This window comes from Janthinobacterium goodfellowi (assembly GCF_051380695.1).
Classification (GTDB): domain Bacteria; phylum Pseudomonadota; class Gammaproteobacteria; order Burkholderiales; family Burkholderiaceae_D; genus Janthinobacterium.
In genome coordinates this window covers 1,076,786-1,094,692 of the sequence record NZ_JBNYXN010000001.1, presented here as the reverse complement: position 1 = coordinate 1,094,692, position 17,907 = coordinate 1,076,786, and the positions used below count along the sequence as shown (strand labels likewise).

General features: G+C 63.1%; 12 protein-coding genes and 6 tRNA genes. 1 reads left to right on the top strand and 17 read right to left on the bottom strand.

Features of this window, described 5'->3' with window-relative positions; all coding sequences use genetic code 11:
• Positions 1-18: 18 nt before the first annotated feature.
• From selB to ACQ4WQ_RS04975, 7 genes are all read right to left on the bottom strand, one after another.
• Positions 19-1,974, bottom strand: a complete 1,956-nt coding sequence (gene selB / locus ACQ4WQ_RS05005) for a selenocysteine-specific translation elongation factor (protein ID WP_436495072.1) — start codon at positions 1,972-1,974, stop codon at positions 19-21.
• The gene (gene selA / locus ACQ4WQ_RS05000) at positions 1,971-3,380 is read right to left on the bottom strand and encodes an L-seryl-tRNA(Sec) selenium transferase (RefSeq protein ID WP_436495070.1); all 1,410 of its coding nucleotides are present in this window, start codon (positions 3,378-3,380) and stop codon (positions 1,971-1,973) included. Before selA ends, selB begins: the two co-directional genes overlap by 4 nt.
• Positions 3,377-4,444: a formate dehydrogenase accessory protein FdhE gene (gene fdhE / locus ACQ4WQ_RS04995; protein ID WP_436495068.1), complete on the bottom strand. Its 1,068-nt coding sequence runs from the start codon at positions 4,442-4,444 to the stop codon at positions 3,377-3,379. The genes selA and fdhE overlap by 4 nt, the downstream gene beginning before the upstream one ends.
• A gap of 172 nt (positions 4,445-4,616) precedes the next feature.
• A complete protein-coding gene (locus tag ACQ4WQ_RS04990; RefSeq protein WP_436495066.1) occupies positions 4,617-5,297 on the bottom strand; it encodes a formate dehydrogenase subunit gamma in 681 nt (226 codons plus the stop codon).
• Complete coding sequence (gene fdxH / locus ACQ4WQ_RS04985) at positions 5,284-6,207, bottom strand: formate dehydrogenase subunit beta (protein ID WP_436495064.1); 924 nt, start codon at positions 6,205-6,207, stop codon at positions 5,284-5,286. The genes ACQ4WQ_RS04990 and fdxH overlap by 14 nt, the downstream gene beginning before the upstream one ends.
• Before the next feature lie 13 nt (positions 6,208-6,220).
• Positions 6,221-9,292, bottom strand: coding sequence for a formate dehydrogenase-N subunit alpha (gene fdnG, locus ACQ4WQ_RS04980; RefSeq protein WP_436495062.1), 3,072 nt, complete (start codon positions 9,290-9,292; stop codon positions 6,221-6,223).
• Positions 9,293-9,578: 286 nt separating this feature from the next.
• Positions 9,579-11,738 (bottom strand): TonB-dependent receptor, encoded by a 2,160-nt coding sequence (locus ACQ4WQ_RS04975; protein WP_436495060.1) that lies wholly within the window; start codon positions 11,736-11,738, stop codon positions 9,579-9,581.
• A 382-nt stretch (positions 11,739-12,120) separates the two neighbouring features.
• Between ACQ4WQ_RS04975 and ACQ4WQ_RS04970 the strand changes: the two genes are divergently transcribed.
• Positions 12,121-13,830: a methyl-accepting chemotaxis protein gene (locus ACQ4WQ_RS04970; protein WP_436495058.1), complete on the top strand. Its 1,710-nt coding sequence runs from the start codon at positions 12,121-12,123 to the stop codon at positions 13,828-13,830.
• Between the two features lie 25 nt (positions 13,831-13,855).
• Here the strand turns inward: ACQ4WQ_RS04970 and ACQ4WQ_RS04965 are convergent, their stop codons facing one another.
• The 10 genes from ACQ4WQ_RS04965 to ACQ4WQ_RS04920 form a co-directional block, all read right to left on the bottom strand.
• A complete protein-coding gene (locus tag ACQ4WQ_RS04965) occupies positions 13,856-14,308 on the bottom strand; it encodes a hypothetical protein (RefSeq protein WP_436495056.1) in 453 nt (150 codons plus the stop codon).
• Positions 14,309-14,377: 69 nt separating this feature from the next.
• Complete coding sequence (locus ACQ4WQ_RS04960; protein WP_436495054.1) at positions 14,378-15,865, bottom strand: SulP family inorganic anion transporter; 1,488 nt, start codon at positions 15,863-15,865, stop codon at positions 14,378-14,380.
• 276 nt (positions 15,866-16,141) lie between these two features.
• Positions 16,142-16,215 (bottom strand) — tRNA-Cys (locus tag ACQ4WQ_RS04955).
• Positions 16,216-16,257: 42 nt separating this feature from the next.
• Positions 16,258-16,333: transfer RNA gene (locus ACQ4WQ_RS04950), tRNA-Gly, on the bottom strand.
• 89 nt (positions 16,334-16,422) lie between these two features.
• Positions 16,423-16,498, bottom strand: a tRNA-Gly gene (locus ACQ4WQ_RS04945).
• Positions 16,499-16,554: 56 nt separating this feature from the next.
• A tRNA-Gly gene (locus ACQ4WQ_RS04940) sits at positions 16,555-16,630 on the bottom strand.
• A 71-nt stretch (positions 16,631-16,701) separates the two neighbouring features.
• A tRNA-Gly gene (locus tag ACQ4WQ_RS04935) sits at positions 16,702-16,777 on the bottom strand.
• Positions 16,778-16,869: 92 nt separating this feature from the next.
• Positions 16,870-16,945: transfer RNA gene (locus tag ACQ4WQ_RS04930), tRNA-Gly, on the bottom strand.
• 105 nt (positions 16,946-17,050) lie between these two features.
• The gene (pgsA, locus tag ACQ4WQ_RS04925; RefSeq protein ID WP_034749601.1) at positions 17,051-17,635 is read right to left on the bottom strand and encodes a CDP-diacylglycerol--glycerol-3-phosphate 3-phosphatidyltransferase; all 585 of its coding nucleotides are present in this window, start codon (positions 17,633-17,635) and stop codon (positions 17,051-17,053) included.
• Between the two features lie 127 nt (positions 17,636-17,762).
• On the bottom strand, positions 17,763-17,849 hold the full coding sequence (locus ACQ4WQ_RS04920; RefSeq protein ID WP_287774109.1) for a hypothetical protein: 87 nt from the start codon (positions 17,847-17,849) through the stop codon (positions 17,763-17,765).
• Positions 17,850-17,907 lie beyond the last annotated feature (58 nt).

Genomic DNA, 17,907 nt, shown 5'->3' with positions numbered 1-17,907 from the left:
GGAGCCTGAGCTAAGTACTTAGCTGTCGGGCAAGGCTGCAGTGTAGGACCACAACGCTTGCGGGCGCAATAGATGCCCATTACCAACACGGCGAGTATAACCGACGCGGTCGAAGAATTCCAAGACCTGGATCGCCCGCTTGCGGCCCAGGCCGCTGGCGTCGCGGAAAGTGGCCGCGCCCACGGCGCCATTGCCGACCGGTAAGCCGGCATCCTCTTCCGCCTTGCGCGCCAGTTCCCGCACCAGTTGCGCCAGCCCGGCCAGCGCCGCCTGGTGATAGAACAGGTCGTGCACCACCTGGCTGATCTGCCCTGCCTTGGCAAGCTTGCGCAGGAGCCGGCGCGTTTCATCCTCGGCCAGGCCGAAGTCGCGCGCCAGGTCGCGCGTCCAGGGCGGATCGGCACGCCCCTGCTCCAGCGCGGCCAGCAAGGGCTCGGCCATCGCCTGCTCCTGCGGCGTCAGTTCCACGCTGTGCGTCGGCAAGTGCAGGCTGGCGCCGCGCGCCAGGATGCCGCCCTGCGCCAGCAAGCCTTCGACCAGGTGGCTCCACAAGGCGTCTTCCATCTCCGCGTCGACGATGCGTTTCAGGCGCCACAGCTCCGGCCCCGCCTCGTCGGGCGCGCGCGCATGGAAGACGGCCAGCGCGGCCAGCACCCGCTCTTGCAGCGCCAGCAAGGCCGCCGGCGCCAGCAGCAGGGCGTCATCGCCGCGCAGGGCGATGCGCCGTGTATCGGGCGGCAGCGCCAGCGCGTTCGCCGGCAGCAGCGACAGGCGCACCAGCAGCGACTGGCGCAGCCCCAGCGGGCTTTGCGCCAGCAGGGCCGCATAGTCGCCGTGCGCGACAAACGCGGCCAGGGCATCGAGCCAAGCCAGCCGCGCCGGGCTGCGGCGCTTGCGCGCGGGACCGAACGGATCGAGCACCATGCCGCCGCCCACCGTCTGCGTGGCTTGCGCATTGCGCACGACGAAGCGGTCGCCCGGCACGCCGTGCATGGGCGCCTCGAACACCAGTTGCACCCTGCCCGTCTGTCCCGGCGACAGGGTCTCGCCATCGAGCATGACGGCGCGCGCCAGCTGGTGCGCCGCGCCCAGGTGCACGTGCAGCGGCGACCAGGCTTTCAGCTGCACGCCCGCGTCGGGCAGCAGGGTCAGTTCCACGTCGAGGCGTTCGGAACACTGCGCCAGCTCGGGCGCGACGATCCAGTTGCCCCGCTCGATGCGTTCGCGGTCGATGCCGGCCAGGTTCAGCGCCAGGCGCTGGCCCGCCATGCCCGTCTCGGCCGCGCGGTTCTGCGCATGGATGCTGCGCACGCGCGCCGGCGCGCCGCCAGGCGCCAGCTGCAGCATGTCGCCCACCTGCGCGCGTCCCGCCAGCGCCGTGCCGGTGACGATGGTGCCCTGCCCCGACAAGGTGAACACGCGGTCCACGCCCAGGCGGAACAGCCGGCGCTCGTCGCGTTGCGGCAGGCTGCGCGCCACCTGCGTCAGGTGCGCCAGCAAGGCGGCAACGCCGGCATCGCCGTCGCGATTGGCGGCGGTGGGGAAGATCGGGCTGCCCGCCAGCGGCGTGCCGGCCAGCAGCGCCTCGATGTCCGCCTCCACCTGCGCCACGCGGGCGCCGTCGGCGCGGTCGATCTTGGTCAATGCCACGGCGCCGCACGTCACGCCCAGCAGCTGCAAGATGGCCAGGTGCTCATGCGTCTGCGGCATGATGCCATCGTCGGCCGCCACCACGAGCAGGGCGAAGTCGATGCCCGTCACGCCGGACGCCATGGTGCGGATGAATTTTTCGTGGCCGGGCACGTCGATCACGCCCAGCACCGTGCCATCGCCCAGCGGCAGATAAGCGTAACCGAGCTCGATCGAGATGCCGCGCGCCTGTTCTTCCTTCAGGCGGTCCGTGTGCACGCCCGTCAGCGCGCGCGTGAGGGTCGTCTTGCCATGGTCGATATGGCCTGCGGTGCCGACGATCATGCGGACAACTCGTCGAGCTGCGCGATGAAAGCCGTCTCGTGCGCCGCTTCCAGGCAGCGCAAGTCCAGCCACAGGGTGTCCTGGCCGATGCGGCCGATCACGGGGCACGGCAAGGCGCGCAGGCGCTGCTCCAGCACGCCCAGCGGATTGCTCAGGCGCGAGCCGGGCGCGCTGCGCACGGCCAGGCCAAAGCTGGGCAGCTGGTCGACGGGCAAGGCGCCGCTGCCGATCTGGCTGGTCAGCGCTTCGGCCGTGACCACATAGGCGGCGCCCAGCGCCGACTGCAGCAGCGGCAGCAGGGTTTGCGCCTGCGCGCGCATGGCGGCCGCGGGACGCGTCAGCAGGCGCAAGGTGGTCAGGCGTTCGGCCAGCAAGTCCGGCGCGCGGTACAGCTGCAGCACGGGGGCCAGGGCCGCCAGGGTCAGCTTGCCGACCCGCAGCGCGCGTTTCAATGGGTTGCGCTTGATCTTCGCGATCAAATCGGCACGCCCGACGATGACGCCGCATTGGGGGCCGCCCAGCAGCTTGTCGCCGCTGAAGGTCACCAGGTCGGCGCCCGCCTCGATGGTTTCGCGCACGGTCGTTTCATGCGGCAAGCCGTACTGCGCCAGGTCGACCAGGGTACCGCTGCCCAGGTCCACGGCCGTGGGAATCGCGTGTTGCGCCGCCAGCGGCACCAGTTCGTCGAGCTCCACGCTTTTCGTGAAACCGGTAATGGCGTAATTGCTGCAATGGACCTTCATCAGCAAGGCCGTGTGTTCATTCACGCCATTCGCGTAATCGGCCAGGTGCGTGCGGTTGGTGCTGCCCACTTCGCGCAGCACGGCGCCCGCGCGCGTCATCACGTCGGGGATGCGGAAGGCGCCGCCGATTTCCACCAGCTCGCCGCGCGAGACGACGACCTCTTTGTTCTGCGCCAGGGTATTCAACATCAGCAGCACGGCGGCCGCATTGTTGTTGACGATGGTGGCCGCTTCGGCCCCCGTCAGTTCGCGCAGCAATTCCTCGACCAGGTCGTCGCGGTCGCCGCGCTTGCCCGTTTCCAGGTCGAATTCCAGGTTCATCGGCCACTGCAGCGCCTCCACCACGGCTTGCACGGCGGCGTCGGGCAGCAGCGCGCGGCCCAGGTTCGTGTGAAGCACGGTGCCCGTCAGGTTGAACACGGCGCGCAGTTGCGAATGCGATTGCGATTGCAGCCGTTCGTCCACCTGCGCGACGATGGCGGCGATCGACGCGCCCTCTTCGCAGACTGCACCGGCCAGCATGGCGGTGCGCAGTTCGGCCAGCACGGCGCGCGCGCAGGCCAGGGTCTGCACGCGGCCGTAGTGCGCAATCAGGGCCAGGCAAGCCGCGTCGCCCAGGATGCGGTCCACCGATGGCAGGCGCACGGTTTGCCCCGTCGTCATGCTGGCTGGCCCTCGTTGCTGTCGCTCTTCCCCAGCCACAGCAGCGGATTGCCGCTGGCGCGCTGGTAGCCCGCTTCGCCCACCAGCAGGTCGAGCATCAGGCTGGCCAGGTCGTCGGCCAGGGGCTCGACGTTGTAATCGTGTTCCTGGTTGAAGACTTTTCGATAGGTGTGGCAGTCGTCGCAGGTTTCCGCGCGCGCCACCTTCTTCGGATCGTTGGCCTTGTTCGGCAATTTGTCGTCCTTCGCCGCCACGGGGTCGAACGGGGCCGCGTCGGCCGCATCGAGGCCCTGGTAGGCGATCTTGCCATTCTGTTCGCAGGTCGAGCATTTCACGCGCACCATATGCCATTCGCTTTCGCAAATGCCGCAATGCAGGTAGCGGTAGCCCTGCGACTGGCCGCCGATGCGGATCACGCTGGCGACGGGATGCGAACCGCAGACGGGACACAGGGTGCCCGTTTCCAGGTCCGGCACGCGCGCGGCGCGCAGTTCGCTGGCAGATACCGACCACAGGATTTGCAGGGCGGCCGCGACGAACGGCGCGTGCATGGGATTGAGGTTGTCGCCGTTTTCATCGAGCACGGCATCGGCGCAGGCATCGAGCGCTTTCGCGTCGAGCGCGCGCAGCTGGGCCAGCACCTGCGTCAGGCCGCCGGACAGGGCCGGCTGGCGTACCGCCGTGGCGGCCAGTTCATCGAGCAGGCTGGCAAAGATGTCGCGCCAGACGGGCGGACGGGCGCCGCTGACGGGCAGCACGGGCATGCGGTGGGCGATGGCGCGGCGCAGCGCGTCGGGGTCGGCGGCAGGCACGGCGCCGGGCGCCAGTTTGCCCACCACGGCGGCCTGCGCATCGGCCAGCGCGGCCATCAGCACCAGGTAGCCCTGCATGCCAGCGTCAACGGGGATGCCCTTGATATTGCCCTGCGCCAGTTCGCGCAAGCGCAAGGCGCGCGCCGTAAACAGGCTGGCTGGCTGCGGCAGCAGCAGGCGCGGAATCGCGTTGTGGTCCAGGCCTTCGATTTCGCCTGGCTGAAGAATGCGTTGTACCAATGGAGTTCCCATCAAAAAAGGCAAGGCAAAGCCAGCGGAGTTGGCTGTGCTGTCAAAGTATTTTAATCCATAAAAAGAAAGGGGCCAGTCCTGGGAGACTGGCCCTGGCTGTCGCTGGCATGAGAAAAACGCCGGCGGCGGAGCATGTCGGCTTACGCGAAGCTAAGCCGACCTACTCTTCCGCCTATTTTTCCGTATGACGGATCACCGCCTCAAACCACTTCGGATGGTGCTTGCGCGCCCAGCCGTAGGTGACGGTGCCGCGCACCATGGCGCCGATCGAGCCCTTGACCCAGATCGCCGCATAGATGTGCACGATGATGGCGCAGATGATGCCGAACGCACACACGGCGTGCAGCAAGGCGGCCGCGCGGATGACGGGAATCGGGAAATAGAACGCGAAATACGCGCGCCAGATCACGATGCCCGACAGCAGCAAGCCCACCATGCAGGCCAGCAGCGCGAAGAACAGCATCTTCTGGCCGGCATTGTATTTGCCGATCTTCGGAAGCTTGTCCTCGCGGTTATTGAGCACGTCGTCCATCTGTTTCAGCCACTGCTTGTCGCCATCCTCGAACTTGTTGTGGTGCCAGAAGCGCACCACGAGGATCGCGAACGAGACGAACATCACCAAGCCGGCAAACGGATGCAAAATGCGCGTCCATTGCCCGCCGCCGAACAAGTTCGCCAGCCACGCCATCGAGGGATGGAACATGGCCAGGCCGGACAGGGCCAGCATGACGAAGGTGATGGCCGTCACCCAGTGATTCGTGCGCTCGTTCGGGTTGTAGCGTTCGATCAAGGGATTGCCATCCTTGTCGCGCAGCTTGTCGTGACGCTCACCGTGCTGTTCATGATGATTCATGCTGACCCTCCTTGATGCGCTCGGCCTCGTCCAGGGCTTCGCGTTCCTCATCCTTGCTCACTTCGTTCGGACCGACACGCGTGTAATGGAAGAAGCCTGCCAGGGCCGTGGCGGCCATGCCGGCCACCGCCAGCGGCTTAGACCAGCCCTTCCAGAAGCCCACCATCGGACTGATGCGCGGGCGTTCCGGCAAGTTCGAATACAGCTTCGGCTTGTCGGCATGGTGCAGCACGTACATCACGTGCGTGCCGCCCACGCCCAGCGGGTCGTACAGGCCCGCGTTCTCGAAGCCGCGCGACTTCAGGTCGACGATGCGCTCTTCCGCATGTACCTTCATGTCTTCCTTGGTGCCGAACACGATGGCGCCCGTCGGGCAGGTTTTCACGCAAGCCGGTTCCTGGCCCACGGCCACGCGGTCCGAGCACAAGGTGCACTTGTAGGCGCGGTCGTCCTTTTTCGAAATGCGGGGCACGTCGAAAGGACAGCCGGCCACGCAGTAGCCGCAACCGATGCAGTTTTCCTGGTGGAAATCCACAATGCCGTTCGTGTATTGCACGATGGCGCCCGGCGCCGGACAGGCTTTCAAACAGCCCGGGTCCTCGCAGTGCATGCAGCCATCCTTGCGGATCAGCCACTCGAGGTTGCCGTCGTTGTTTTCGTGTTCGGCAAAACGCATCACCGTCCACGATTGCGGGGTCAGGTCCGTCGGATTGTCATAGGTGCCATGGTTTTCGCCGACTTCATCGCGCAAGTCGTTCCATTCCATGCACGCCGTCTGGCAAGCCTTGCAGCCGATGCATTTCGACACATCGATCAGCTTGGCCACGGTGCCCGTCACCGGGCTGCGCGCTTGCGGCGGCGTTACCGTGGTCGCCGACAGGCGCCGGATATCTAAGGATTGCAGTGCCATTATTGAGCTCCCATCATGCTTTTTCCACCTTCACGAGGAAGGACTTGAATTCCGGCGTTTGCGAATTCGCATCCCCCACGCCCGGCGTCAGGGTATTAATCAGATACCCCGGCTTGGCCACGCCCGTAAAGCCCCAGTGCAGCGGCAGGCCCACGGTATGCACCGGCTTGCCTTCGATCATCAAGGCCTTGATGCGCTTGGTGACGACGGCCTTGGCGATGATGTGGCCCCGCTTGGAACTGACGCGCACTTCGCCGCCAGCCACGACGCCGATGCTCTTGGCCAGCTCTTCGCCGATTTCGACGAATTGCTGCGGCTGGATGATGGCGTTCAGGCGCGCATGCTTGGTCCAGTAATGGAAATGCTCGGTCAAACGGTAGCTGGTCGCCACATGCGGATACTCCTCATGCGTGCCGAACATTTTCCGGTCATCGGCGAACACGCGCGCGGCCGGATTGCTGGTCGCCTGCGGGTTTTTCGGATGCATGGGGTTGTAGCCCAGCGGATTTTCGAACGGCTCGTAATGCTCGGGGAACGGTCCTTCGGCCATGGCGCCGCGCGCAAAGAAGCGCGCCACACCCTCGCCCAGCATGATGAACGGACCCATGCCGTTTTCCGGAGGTTCGTCGACCTTGAAGTCGGGAATGTCGGCCCCGCTCCAGTTCGTGCCATTCCATTCGATCAACTTGCGGGTCGGATCGAAAGGCTTGCCTTTCAGGTCGCACGAAGCGCGGTTGTACAGCACGCGGCGGTTCGCCGGCCACGCCCAGGCCCAGCCCAGGGTCTGGCCGATGCCGGTCGGGTCGCTATTGTCGCGCCGTCCCATCTGGTTGCCCGCCTGCGTCCAGCTGCCGGCGAAGATCCAGCAACCGCTGGTGGTCGTGCCATCGTCGCGCAATTGCGCAAACGAGGCCAGCTGCTCGCCCTTTTTGACCAGCAGCTTGGTCGGATCTTTCGGATCGTACAAGTCGGCCAGCGCCTTGCCGTTGAATTCGCGGGCGATTTCTTCCGGCTGCGGGTTATGCGGCTGCGCATAATTCCACGTCAGGTTGACGATAGGATCGGGGAACTTGCCGCCCTCTTTCTTGTACATGCTACGCATGCGCAGGAACAGGCCCGACATGATCTCCAGGTCGCTGCGCGCCTGGCCCGGCGGTTCAGCCGCCTGCCAGTGCCACTGCAGCACGCGCGAGGAACTGACCAGCGAACCGCGTTCCTCGGCGAAGCAGCTCGTCGGCAAGCGGAACACTTCCGTCATGATCTTGGTGGGATCGACTTCGTGGTATTGGCCGTGCGCCTTCCAGAATTCGCCCGTTTCCACGGCCAGCGGGTCCATGATGACGAGGAACTTCAGCTTCGACAGCGCTTCCGTGACCTTCTGCTTGTTCGGCGCGGACGCCAGCACATTGAAGCCCTGGCAGATATAGCCCGTCATCTTGCCTTGGTGCATGTTCTCGATGGCTTGCATCAAGTCATACGGCTTGTCGAGTTTCGGCAGGTAGTCGAAGGCGTAGTTGTTCTCGGCCGTGGCGAAGTCGCCCCACCACGTCTTCATGAAGCTGACGTGGAATTTGCGGTAATTGCTCCAGTAGCTGAGCTGGTTCGGCCGCAGCGGCTTGGTGGCGCGCGCGGCGATGTAGGCGTCGAAATCCTGCTCGCCCTCGTTCGGCAAGGTCATGTAACCTGGCAACAGGTTCGACATCAGGCCCAGATCGGTCAAGCCCTGGATGTTCGAGTGGCCGCGCAAGGCGTTCATGCCGCCGCCCGCGATCCCCATATTGCCCAGCAACAGCTGCACCATGGCGCCCGTGCGGATGGTTTGCGCACCCGTCGAGTGGTGCGTCCAGCCCAGCGCGTACAGGATGGTGCCGGCGCGTCCCGGCACGGCGGTCGAAGCCAAGGCTTCCGCCACCTTGTGGAACTTGTCGGCCGACACGCCGCACGTCCGCTCGACCATCTCGGTCGTGTAGCGCGCGTAGTGCTTCTTCATCATCTGGTAGACGCAGCGCGGGTGCTCCAGGGTCGGGTCGACCTTGGCGTAGCCGTCGTCGCCGATCTCGTAATCCCAGGTGGCCTTGTCGGTGTACTTGCCTTTTTCCTTGTCGAAACCCGAGAACAGGCCGTCCTCGAACGCATAGTCTTCGCGCACGATGAAGGGCATGTCCGTGTAGTTGCGCACGTACTCATGCTGGATCTTGTCGTTCGTCAGCAGATAATTGATGATCGCGCCAAGGAAGACGATGTCCGTGCCGGTACGCGTGGCGCAGTAGTAATCTGCCACGGATGCGGTACGGGTAAAACGCGGATCGACAACGATCAGCTTGGCCTTGTTATGCGCCTTCGCTTCCGTTACCCATTTGAATCCGCAAGGATGTGCTTCTGCTGCATTGCCGCCCATGACCAGGATCACGTCGGCATTCTTGATATCGACCCAATGATTCGTCATCGCGCCACGGCCAAACGTCGGGGCAAGACCTGCCACCGTCGGTCCGTGTCATACACGCGCCTGATTATCAAAGGTCAGCATCCCCATGCTGCGCACTGTCTTGTGGGTCAGATACCCGACCTCGTTGCTGCCGGCGGACGCAGCCAGCATGCCGGTGGAGAGCCAGCGGTTGACGGTCTTGCCGTCGGCATTCTTTTCGATCAGGTTGGCATCGCGGTCATCCTTCATCAGGCGCGCGATCTTGTCGAGCGCCACATCCCAGGAGATCGGTTGCCATTCCGTGCCGCCCGGTGCGCGGTATTCGGGCACTTTCAGGCGGTTCGGGCTGTGGATGAAGTCGACCAGGCTGGCGCCTTTCGGGCACAGCGTGCCGCGGTTCACCGGATGATCGGCATCGCCTTCCACGTGGATGATGCTGGAGACGGCATTTTTCGCGCCATCGCCCAGGCCATACAGCAGGACGCCGCAGCCAACGGAACAGTAAGGACAGGTATTGCGGGTCTCGGTCGTGCGAGCCAGCTTGTATTGCCGTACCTCTGCCAACGCCTGCCCCGGCGCGAAACCGAGCAAGGCGAGGCTGGAGCCAGCAATCGTGGCGCCAGTGACCCGAAGGAACTGGCGCCTGGATATCTGAACCATATCAGACCTCTATGATGTGAGTAAATAAAAAGTCATACGGCGTCATGGCAGTGTCATATCATTAAGATATAAGCACCATGCCTGTGCCGTATGACGCCATTTTACCCCTCAAAGCCAGCCAAGGCTTAGTCCGCCAGAAAAAATTGCACACAGTCAACATTATTTTATCGGTACCGAACAATTCCTCTAAACCATGCCAGCCTGCCGGCCCCGGTCCTGCGCAGCGCCCGCCAATGAAAAAACCCGCTCGCGAGCGGGTTTTTGGGGGTGTGACAACAATGACAGATTACAGACTGTAGCGCAAGGTCAGCGCCACGTTGCGCGGCGCGCCCGGCAAGCTCAGGTTCGGGCTGGAACCGTGGCCCGACACGATGTAGCGCGTGTCGCCGATATTGTTGACGTTCAGCTGCACTTCATAGCGTCCCGTGCGGTACGCGGCCATGGCGTCGGCCGTCACATAGCCTGGCAGCACCACCGTGTTGCCCGGATTGGCGAAGCGGCTGCCGACGGCGTTCGCGCCGCCGCCCACCGTGAAGCCGTGGCCCAGGTCTTTCGTCAGCCACAGGTTGGCCGTATTGCGCGATGTCAAGGTCGCGCGCTTGCCCTTGACCGGCACTTCTCTGGCGACGGTGCCGCCCGGCACATTGACGCTCTTGTCGACGGCGATGGAGTCGGTGATGGTGGCGTCCAGGTAAGCGTAGCCGGCCATCATCTTCCAGCCATCATGCAAGTCCGCGTTGAAGGTCAGTTCCAGACCATCCGTGCGCTGCGTGCCGACGGGCACGATGCGGTTCGTGATCGGGTCGCTCGTCTTGATATTGTCGCGCTCCAGGCGGAACAGCGACACGGTGGCGTTGGCGCGGCCGCCCCACAAGTCATACTTGGCGCCCACTTCAGTGTTGCGCGTGGTTTCCGGCGCCAGGTCGGCATTGTTGGCGGCCAGGGCGAAGTTCTCGCCGCTGGGCTGGAACGAGCGACTCCACGACGCGTAGTACGATTGCGTCGCGCCCGGTTGCCAGACGAGGCCGGCGCGAGGACTGTAGGCCGAATCCGTGCGCGACAAATCCGCCGTCGTCACGCCAAGCGCATTGGCGAGGCGCGACTGCTGCTTGTAACGGTCGTAGCGCAAGCCGGCCAGCGCCTTCCACTCGTCGCTGAAGCTGATGGCGTCCTGCACATAGGCGGCGGCCGTGTCGTAGGTACCGAAGGTATCACTGCGCGCGCCCAGCTTGCTGCGATCGACGACGGGCAGAACAGGATTGAAGATCGACACGGGCTTCGCAGGTGTCGTTACAGCGATGGCGGCCCAACTGTTGGCATCCTTGTTTTGCTTGCCGAATTCGGCGCCGTACAGCACTTCGTGGCGCATGGTGCCCGTGACCAGCTTTTGCGTCAGTTCCGTCTGGTTGAACCAGCCGCTTTCGTCGCGGTTGAGCTTGGCGTGGCCCAGGCTCATCGTGCCCTTGACTTCGTTGACGTTGCCGGAAATATTCGTGTTGTTGCGGTCCAGGTGGTAATCGTAATAACGGAAGGCATTGCGCAGCGACAAGCTATCGCTGAACTTGTGCGTCAGCGTGGCGGCCGTGGACACCACGCGCGACTGGCTGAAGTCGGCATCGCGGGCGTTGGCGGCGCCGTAATACGTGCCCGCATCGACGGCGACGGGGCGGCCCTGGTAGGACGGGATGCCGAAGTCCGTCAGGCGGCGGTCTTCCAGGTAATCGCCCTGCAGCAGCAGCTTGGTGGCGCTGGAGAGGCGGATGGCCACGGATGGCGCCAGCGCCGTGCGGTTGATGAATTGCTGGTCGCGGTAGCTGTCGGATAATTCGCGCGCACCCGTGACGCGCCAGTCCACCGTCTCGCCGACACGGCCCACGTCGACTTCGCCGCGGCGCCCTGCCGTGTTGTTCAGGCTCAAGGCCACGTCCGTGATATCGATACCCGGCTTCTTGGTGATGCGGTTGACCAGGCCACCGGATGAGCCGCGTCCGTACAGCACGGCGGCCGGTCCCTTGATCACTTCCAGGCGCTCGACGTTCGACAAGTCGCGGAAATACAGCGCGTCATCGCGGAAGCCGTCGACGAACTGGTCGCCGATGGCCGTGAAGCCGCGGATGAACACCTGGTCGCGCTGGCCGTCGCCTGTCGACAGCCCCACGCCGGGGATGTTCTTCATGATGTCCTGGATCGACATGGCGTTCTGGTCGCGAATGACGGCGGCCGGCACCACGTTGATCGTCTGCGGCACGTCGCGCAGGGCCATTTCCGTCTTGGTGCCGCTGGCGGAGGTGGCGGCGACATAGCCGTCCTTGTCCTTGGCCGCCGTCACGGTGACGGCGGGCAAGCTTTCCTGCGCCCAGGCTGCCAATGGCGTGGCGCCCAAGGTCAGGGCGCCCAGTACGGCGATGGTGATCGGTTTACATCCTGGCTTGCGACGTTGCTGCATACAATTCCCTGGTCGATGTTGTAATACGAATGATTATCATTAGTATTTTATCAGCCAGGGCGGAGAAAAGTAAGGCGGAATGTAAGTGATAGTACTTATGGACCAGGGACTTGATGTAAAAAAGCAACAGGAAATCAATGTCAAAAAATAATTAAAATTGCCGTAAGAAACTATTTCCGTGCGTCAATGCTATACTTGCGGCTTGCTGGGCAACGGTCAGCCTGACCGGCATGCCCCCTGCTTCACCTCCAACGCCACGCTCAGCGCGGCGCGCCGCACAGCCATCACGCGGCACCCGAAGACCCCGATCCCCTGCGCCTTGCGGCGCCTGTCCGCCCCTGCTGGCGGCGGCGATCATGACTATTAAACTGTTAGGAATTACATGAAAAACCTGAACATCGGCAGCCGCCTTGGCGTCGGCTTTGCTGTCGTATTGCTGTTGCTTGCCGCCTTGACCATCACCGCCCTCGTGCGCATGCAAACGGCCAGCGACCTGACTTACCGCCTCATCAATACCAGCATCAAGAACCAGCGCATGGTGGCCGAATGGTCGAAGATCATTGAACTCAACAGCGTGCGCGGCGTCGCCTCGTTCGAGATCACCGATCCCGTCGTGCGCGCCAAGATCGAGGACGATCTGAAAGTCGATGCGGACCGTTCCAGCAAGCTGCAGGACGACATCATCGCCTCGCTGCGCAATCCTGCCGTGATCGAGCAATTCAAGGTCGTGCGCAAGGTGCGCACCGACTACGTGACGACGCGCGCGCGCGCCTTCAAGATGAAGGCCGACGGCGACGTGGCCGGCGCCAAGGTCGTGTTCGACAAGGAAGTCGCACCGATCACCGTCGCTTACCTGGCCGAAGTGAAGCGCTTTGCGGGCATGCAGATCCAGGCGGCCGACGGCGTCGGCGCCAGCATCATCGAAGCCTACAGCGGCACGCGCATCTTCCTGATCACCATGGGTGTGCTGGCCGTGCTGATGGGCATCGGTTTCGCGTGGTGGATCACGCGCTCGATCACCGGCCCCATCCGCGACGCCGTGAAAGTGGCGGAAACCGTGGCGGCGGGCGACCTGAGCAGCGTCATCACGGTGCAAGGCCGCGATGAAACGGGCCAGCTGATGCACGCCCTGAAAACCATGAACGACAGCCTCGTCGGCATCGTGGGCCAGGTGCGCAGCGGCACCGACACCATCGCCACGGCGTCCGCGGAAATCGCCGCCGGCAACCAGGACCTGTCGTCGCGCACGGAACAGCAAGCCAGTTCGCTGGAAGAAACGGCGTCGTCGATGGAAGAATTGACGTCGACCGTGAAACAGAATGCGGACAATGCGCGCCAGGCCAATAAACTGGCCGGCGACGCGGCCGGCATCGCCAGCCGCGGCGGCGCCGTGGTGGCCGAAGTGGTCGCCACCATGGGCGAGATCAATACCTCGTCGAAGAAAATCGTCGACATCATCTCCGTCATCGACGGCATCGCCTTCCAGACCAATATCCTGGCCTTGAACGCGGCCGTGGAAGCGGCGCGCGCCGGCGAACAGGGCCGCGGTTTCGCCGTCGTGGCAACCGAGGTGCGCAACCTGGCGCAGCGCTCGGCAGCGGCGGCGAAAGAGATCAAGGGCTTGATCGACGATTCCGTGCAAAAGGTCGACGTGGGCACGGACCTGGTCGACAAGGCCGGCAAGACGATGGAAGAAATCGTGCAAAGCATCGGCTTCGTCACGTCCATCATGAGCGAAATCAGCAACGCCAGCGAAGAGCAGAGCGCGGGCATCGAGCAAGTCAACCAGGCCATTTCCGAAATGGATCAGGTGACCCAGCAAAATGCGGCGCTGGTGGAAGAAGCGTCGGCCGCAGCCGAAGCGATGCAGGAACAGGCGAGCGAACTGGCGCAGGTGGTCAGCGTCTTCCGCCTCGATACCAATGCGGTGGCCACCGACCGTTTCAGCGTGAAAGCGGCGCAGCGCAGCGCGCCGGCAGCGCCGGCAACCGCGGCCGCACCTGTCCGCAAAGCCCCTGCCCTGCGCCTGCCCGCGACGCGCACCAGCAGCAAGGCAACGGCGCCGGCCGAAGGCGAGTGGGAAGAGTTTTAAATCTGCTGCAGCAAGCCGCGCGGCATCAAGCCGCGCGCGCTTGCGCTGTGGCGATCAGTGCTGCCAGCTCGCGTGGCACCGATTGCCCCAGGAATGCCAGCGCCAGTGCCTCCGGATCGATGGCGGCATCCATCGGCAAGCCATGCTCGAAGCCGCCCACCATGGTGCGGCAGAAATGCGGCGATTCCGCCCGCGTTTCCACATACCAGCAGCCCGCATGACCCTGCACGAAGTATTCGCCGATAAAGTAGCCGAGCATGGTTTTCACCCATTGCCAGCTCTCGTCGCGGATGACGATGGTGCGCATGGCCGCATCGATGTACGGCAGGTATTCGGCCGCGTTGGTCAGCACTTCGTGCGCGGGCTGGATGCCCAGGCGCTCGACAAAATTCACCAGCGACGCGCCCAGCGCGTCATAGTAGGCATCAAAAGCCGCCTGGCTTTGTTGTAACAATTGTTCTTGTTCGTTCGACAGCATTCACACTCCACAGACATTCAACAATTTCGCCCATGCCGAGAAATCGGGCGGAGCAGACTTTCCCCTATTTTACGCCACGCTCACATCGACGCCAGCGCGCTGCAGCAAGGCCTGGTTGCGAGCTGACAGATGCGTCACCTGCAGGTGCTTGCCCGCCTTGTCGTAGCGCTCATACAAGGCTTCGATGGCCGCGATGGCCGAGTGGTCGGCCATGTGCAGGTGGCGGCAATCGAGGATGACGCGGGCCGGATCGGTCGCCGCCTGGAACAGTTCCAGGAAATGCGTGGTCGAGGCGAAAAACAGGGTGCCGTGCGGCAGGTACACGCGCACGCCGGAGCTGCCATCATCGATGTCGGCACGCATGTCGCGTGCATGTTGCCAGGCAAAATTCAAGGCGGCAATCACGATGCCGCACAGCACGGCCATCGCCAGGTCCGTGAACACGGTGATCACCGTCACGGCGACGATCACCAGCGCATCCTGCAACGGCACCTTGCCCAGCACGCGCAGGGAACCCCAGGCAAACGTCTGCTGCGCCACGACGAACATCACGCCCACCAGCGCGGCCAGCGGGATGCGCTCGATCAAGGGCGACAGGAACAGGATGAACAATAAAATCATCACGCCGGCCGTCACGCCCGACAGGCGCGAGCGGCCGCCCGAGCTCAGGTTGATCATGGTCTGCCCGATCATGGCGCAGCCGCCCATGCCGCCAAACAGGCCCGACACGACGTTCGAGGCGCCCAGGGCGATGCATTCGCGGTTCGGCTGGCCCCGCGTTTCCGTTATCTCATCGGTGAGATTAAAGGTGAGCAAGGTTTCCAGCAGCCCCACCATGGCCATCAGCGCCGCGTACGGGAAGATGAGGTGCAAGGTGGCCATGTCCAGCGGCACGGCGGGCCAATGCAGGGCCGGCAAGCCACCGGCGATATGCGCGAGGTCGCCCAAGGTGCGCGTGGGCAGGTGCAGGAAATGGCTGAGCACGCCCACACCCAGGATAGCCACCAGCGCGGGCGGCACGGCTTTTGTCAGGCGCGGCAGCACGTAGACGATGGCCATGGTCAGCAGCACCAGCGCGCCCATCACATACAAGGGCGTGCCTTGCAGCCAGGTTTCGCCCTGCGGCGTGGCCTGGCGAAAATGTTCCAGTTGGGCCATGGCGATGACGATAGCCAGGCCATTCACAAAGCCCAGCATCACCGGGTGCGGCACCATGCGGATCAGCTTACCCAGGCGCAAGATACCAAACAGCGCCATCAGGATGCCGCTCAGCACCACGGTCGCCAGCAGATATTGCACGCCATGCTGGGCCACCAGTGCCACGATGACGACGGCCATGGAACCGGCCGCGCCCGAAATCATGCCGGGACGCCCGCCAAAGATGGCCGTGAATGCGCAGATGATGAAGGCGCCATACAGGCCCATCAGGGGATTCAACTGTGCCACCAGGGCAAAGGCGATGCATTCGGGCACCAGGGCAAACGAGGTGGTCAGGCCCGCCAGGACATTTTTTTGTATGTTCGAGAACCACTCTTCCCGAAAAGTTGCGTTGATCATTGATGCGTATCCAAAGTCGGAACAGGGAAATGCCGGCCCGATGGAACCAATCAGGCGCAGCCATGCCAGCGGGCGTCACAGAAACGCGGCGCTGAGGTTGAATGGCACAGGAAAGGCGTCGGTGACTACATCGGTATGGCGGAAAGGGGCAGTTTCATAAGGCGCCAGGCGGCGCGGCTGAGCTTGCTGGCATTATACAAGATGGCCAGCGGGCGAAGTCTGGCGAAAGCGCAGACAAAAAAATAGCCCACTCGAAAGTGGGCTATTTTTTTCATCTGGAGGCGAGGACGGGAATCGAACCCGTCTAAACGGCTTTGCAGGCCGCTGCATAACCTCTTTGCTACCTCGCCAGAGGAACTGCTTGGATGCGCCTTGCGGCCCACCTTGAAAACTGGAGCGGGAGAAGAGTCTCGAACTCTCGACCTCAACCTTGGCAAGGTTGCGCTCTACCAACTGAGCTACTCCCGCATTGGAGCTTGTTTACCGCCTGATCACGCCGCTTGACTGCTTTACGGCGGATAAAAAAAGGAAGCCAGCTTAGCTTCCCTTTAGAATTCTGGAGCGGGAGAAGAGTCTCGAACTCTCGACCTCAACCTTGGCAAGGTTGCGCTCTACCAACTGAGCTACTCCCGCATTGGAGCTTCTATTTTCTGCTACTGCCATTCTTGCTGTACTGCCTCAGCTTTCGCTGGAGCGGGAGAAGAGTCTCGAACTCTCGACCTCAACCTTGGCAAGGTTGCGCTCTACCAACTGAGCTACTCCCGCATACGAACCGCTATTTTACTGCTTTTTGCTACCGTTTACCAGTGCTGCTTTACTGCTGATCCAGTGTTCACTGGAGCGGGAGAAGAGTCTCGAACTCTCGACCTCAACCTTGGCAAGGTTGCGCTCTACCAACTGAGCTACTCCCGCAGTGGACAACATTGTATCAGAAGCTCTACTACATCGCCAGTACTACTTTTTACTGCATTTGCTGTTTTTACCTATGACACGATCCAGAAAACTGGAGCGGGAGAAGAGTCTCGAACTCTCGACCTCAACCTTGGCAAGGTTGCGCTCTACCAACTGAGCTACTCCCGCGTCATCAACAACAGGCCAGCATTATAGAGGGATTACAGGGGCTGTCAACGGGCAATATCTGGTCTTTTGCAAAATATTCCGCATAAAGCAGCCGCCTGCCTGTTCTTAGTGCAAATTGCCCGCTTTTTCCTTGATGAGCGGCCATGCCAGGCGCAGGTAATAGAACATCGACCACACCGTCAGCACGCAGGCGATCCACAGCAGCTTCTCGCCCCACACATGGGTGTCGATCGCGCCGAAGATCACTTCGTGGTACAGCAGCAAGGGAATGGCCGTCATTTGCGCGGCCGTCTTGATCTTGCCGATCGAGCTGACGGCCACCGACTTCGATGCACCGATCTGCGCCATCCATTCGCGCAAGGCGGAAATCGTGATTTCGCGGCCGATGATGATGAAGGCCAGCACGGCATTGACACGGTCCAGCTGCACCAGCACCAGCAAGGCGCCCGCCACCATCAGCTTGTCGGCCACGGGGTCGAGGAAGGCGCCGAAGGCCGAGGTCTGGTTCCAGCGCCGCGCGAGGAAACCATCGAACCAGTCGGTCACGGCTGCAACGATAAAGACCAGGGTGGCAACCAGGTTCTGGTCGCCATGCAGCAGCATCGACGGCGGCAGGTAAAACACGCCGACGACGAGCGGGATGAGGGCCACGCGCAGCCAGGTCAAAAGGATGGGAATATTAAAAGGCATAAGAGAGCAATCGGCCGACGGGTAAATTGAGCATGAAGAAAGCGTGAAGAAAGCGCCACTAGTCTACATGGCCCCGGGGTATTAGCCTAGTCCGGTTGCCGCAGCGCCGGACCAGGCCACCTGTTCATTAATGCAGCTGCTTGTAGATTTCTTCCGCCAGCTGCGTGGAAATCCCCTCCACCGACATCAGATCCTCGACGCTGGCGTCGACCACGCCGCGCAAGCCGCCAAAGCGCGACAGCAGTTTCTGGCGGCGCTTGGCGGCGCATTGT

What these genes read in the sequence shown, in the direction of transcription:
- pgsA (WP_034749601.1), bottom strand. Translation starts at nt 17,635, where the DNA reads ATGCCTTTTAATATTCCCATCCTTTTGACCTGGCTGCGCGTGGCCCTC.
- ACQ4WQ_RS04975 (WP_436495060.1), bottom strand. Translation starts at nt 11,738, where the DNA reads ATGCAGCAACGTCGCAAGCCAGGATGTAAACCGATCACCATCGCCGTA.
- fdhE (WP_436495068.1), bottom strand. Translation starts at nt 4,444, where the DNA reads ATGGGAACTCCATTGGTACAACGCATTCTTCAGCCAGGCGAAATCGAA.
- ACQ4WQ_RS04970 (WP_436495058.1), top strand. Translation starts at nt 12,121, where the DNA reads ATGAAAAACCTGAACATCGGCAGCCGCCTTGGCGTCGGCTTTGCTGTC.
- ACQ4WQ_RS04965 (WP_436495056.1), bottom strand. Translation starts at nt 14,308, where the DNA reads ATGCTGTCGAACGAACAAGAACAATTGTTACAACAAAGCCAGGCGGCT.
- selA (WP_436495070.1), bottom strand. Translation starts at nt 3,380, where the DNA reads ATGACGACGGGGCAAACCGTGCGCCTGCCATCGGTGGACCGCATCCTG.
- ACQ4WQ_RS04990 (WP_436495066.1), bottom strand. Translation starts at nt 5,297, where the DNA reads ATGAATCATCATGAACAGCACGGTGAGCGTCACGACAAGCTGCGCGAC.
- ACQ4WQ_RS04960 (WP_436495054.1), bottom strand. Translation starts at nt 15,865, where the DNA reads ATGATCAACGCAACTTTTCGGGAAGAGTGGTTCTCGAACATACAAAAA.
- selB (WP_436495072.1), bottom strand. Translation starts at nt 1,974, where the DNA reads ATGATCGTCGGCACCGCAGGCCATATCGACCATGGCAAGACGACCCTC.
- fdxH (WP_436495064.1), bottom strand. Translation starts at nt 6,207, where the DNA reads ATGGCACTGCAATCCTTAGATATCCGGCGCCTGTCGGCGACCACGGTA.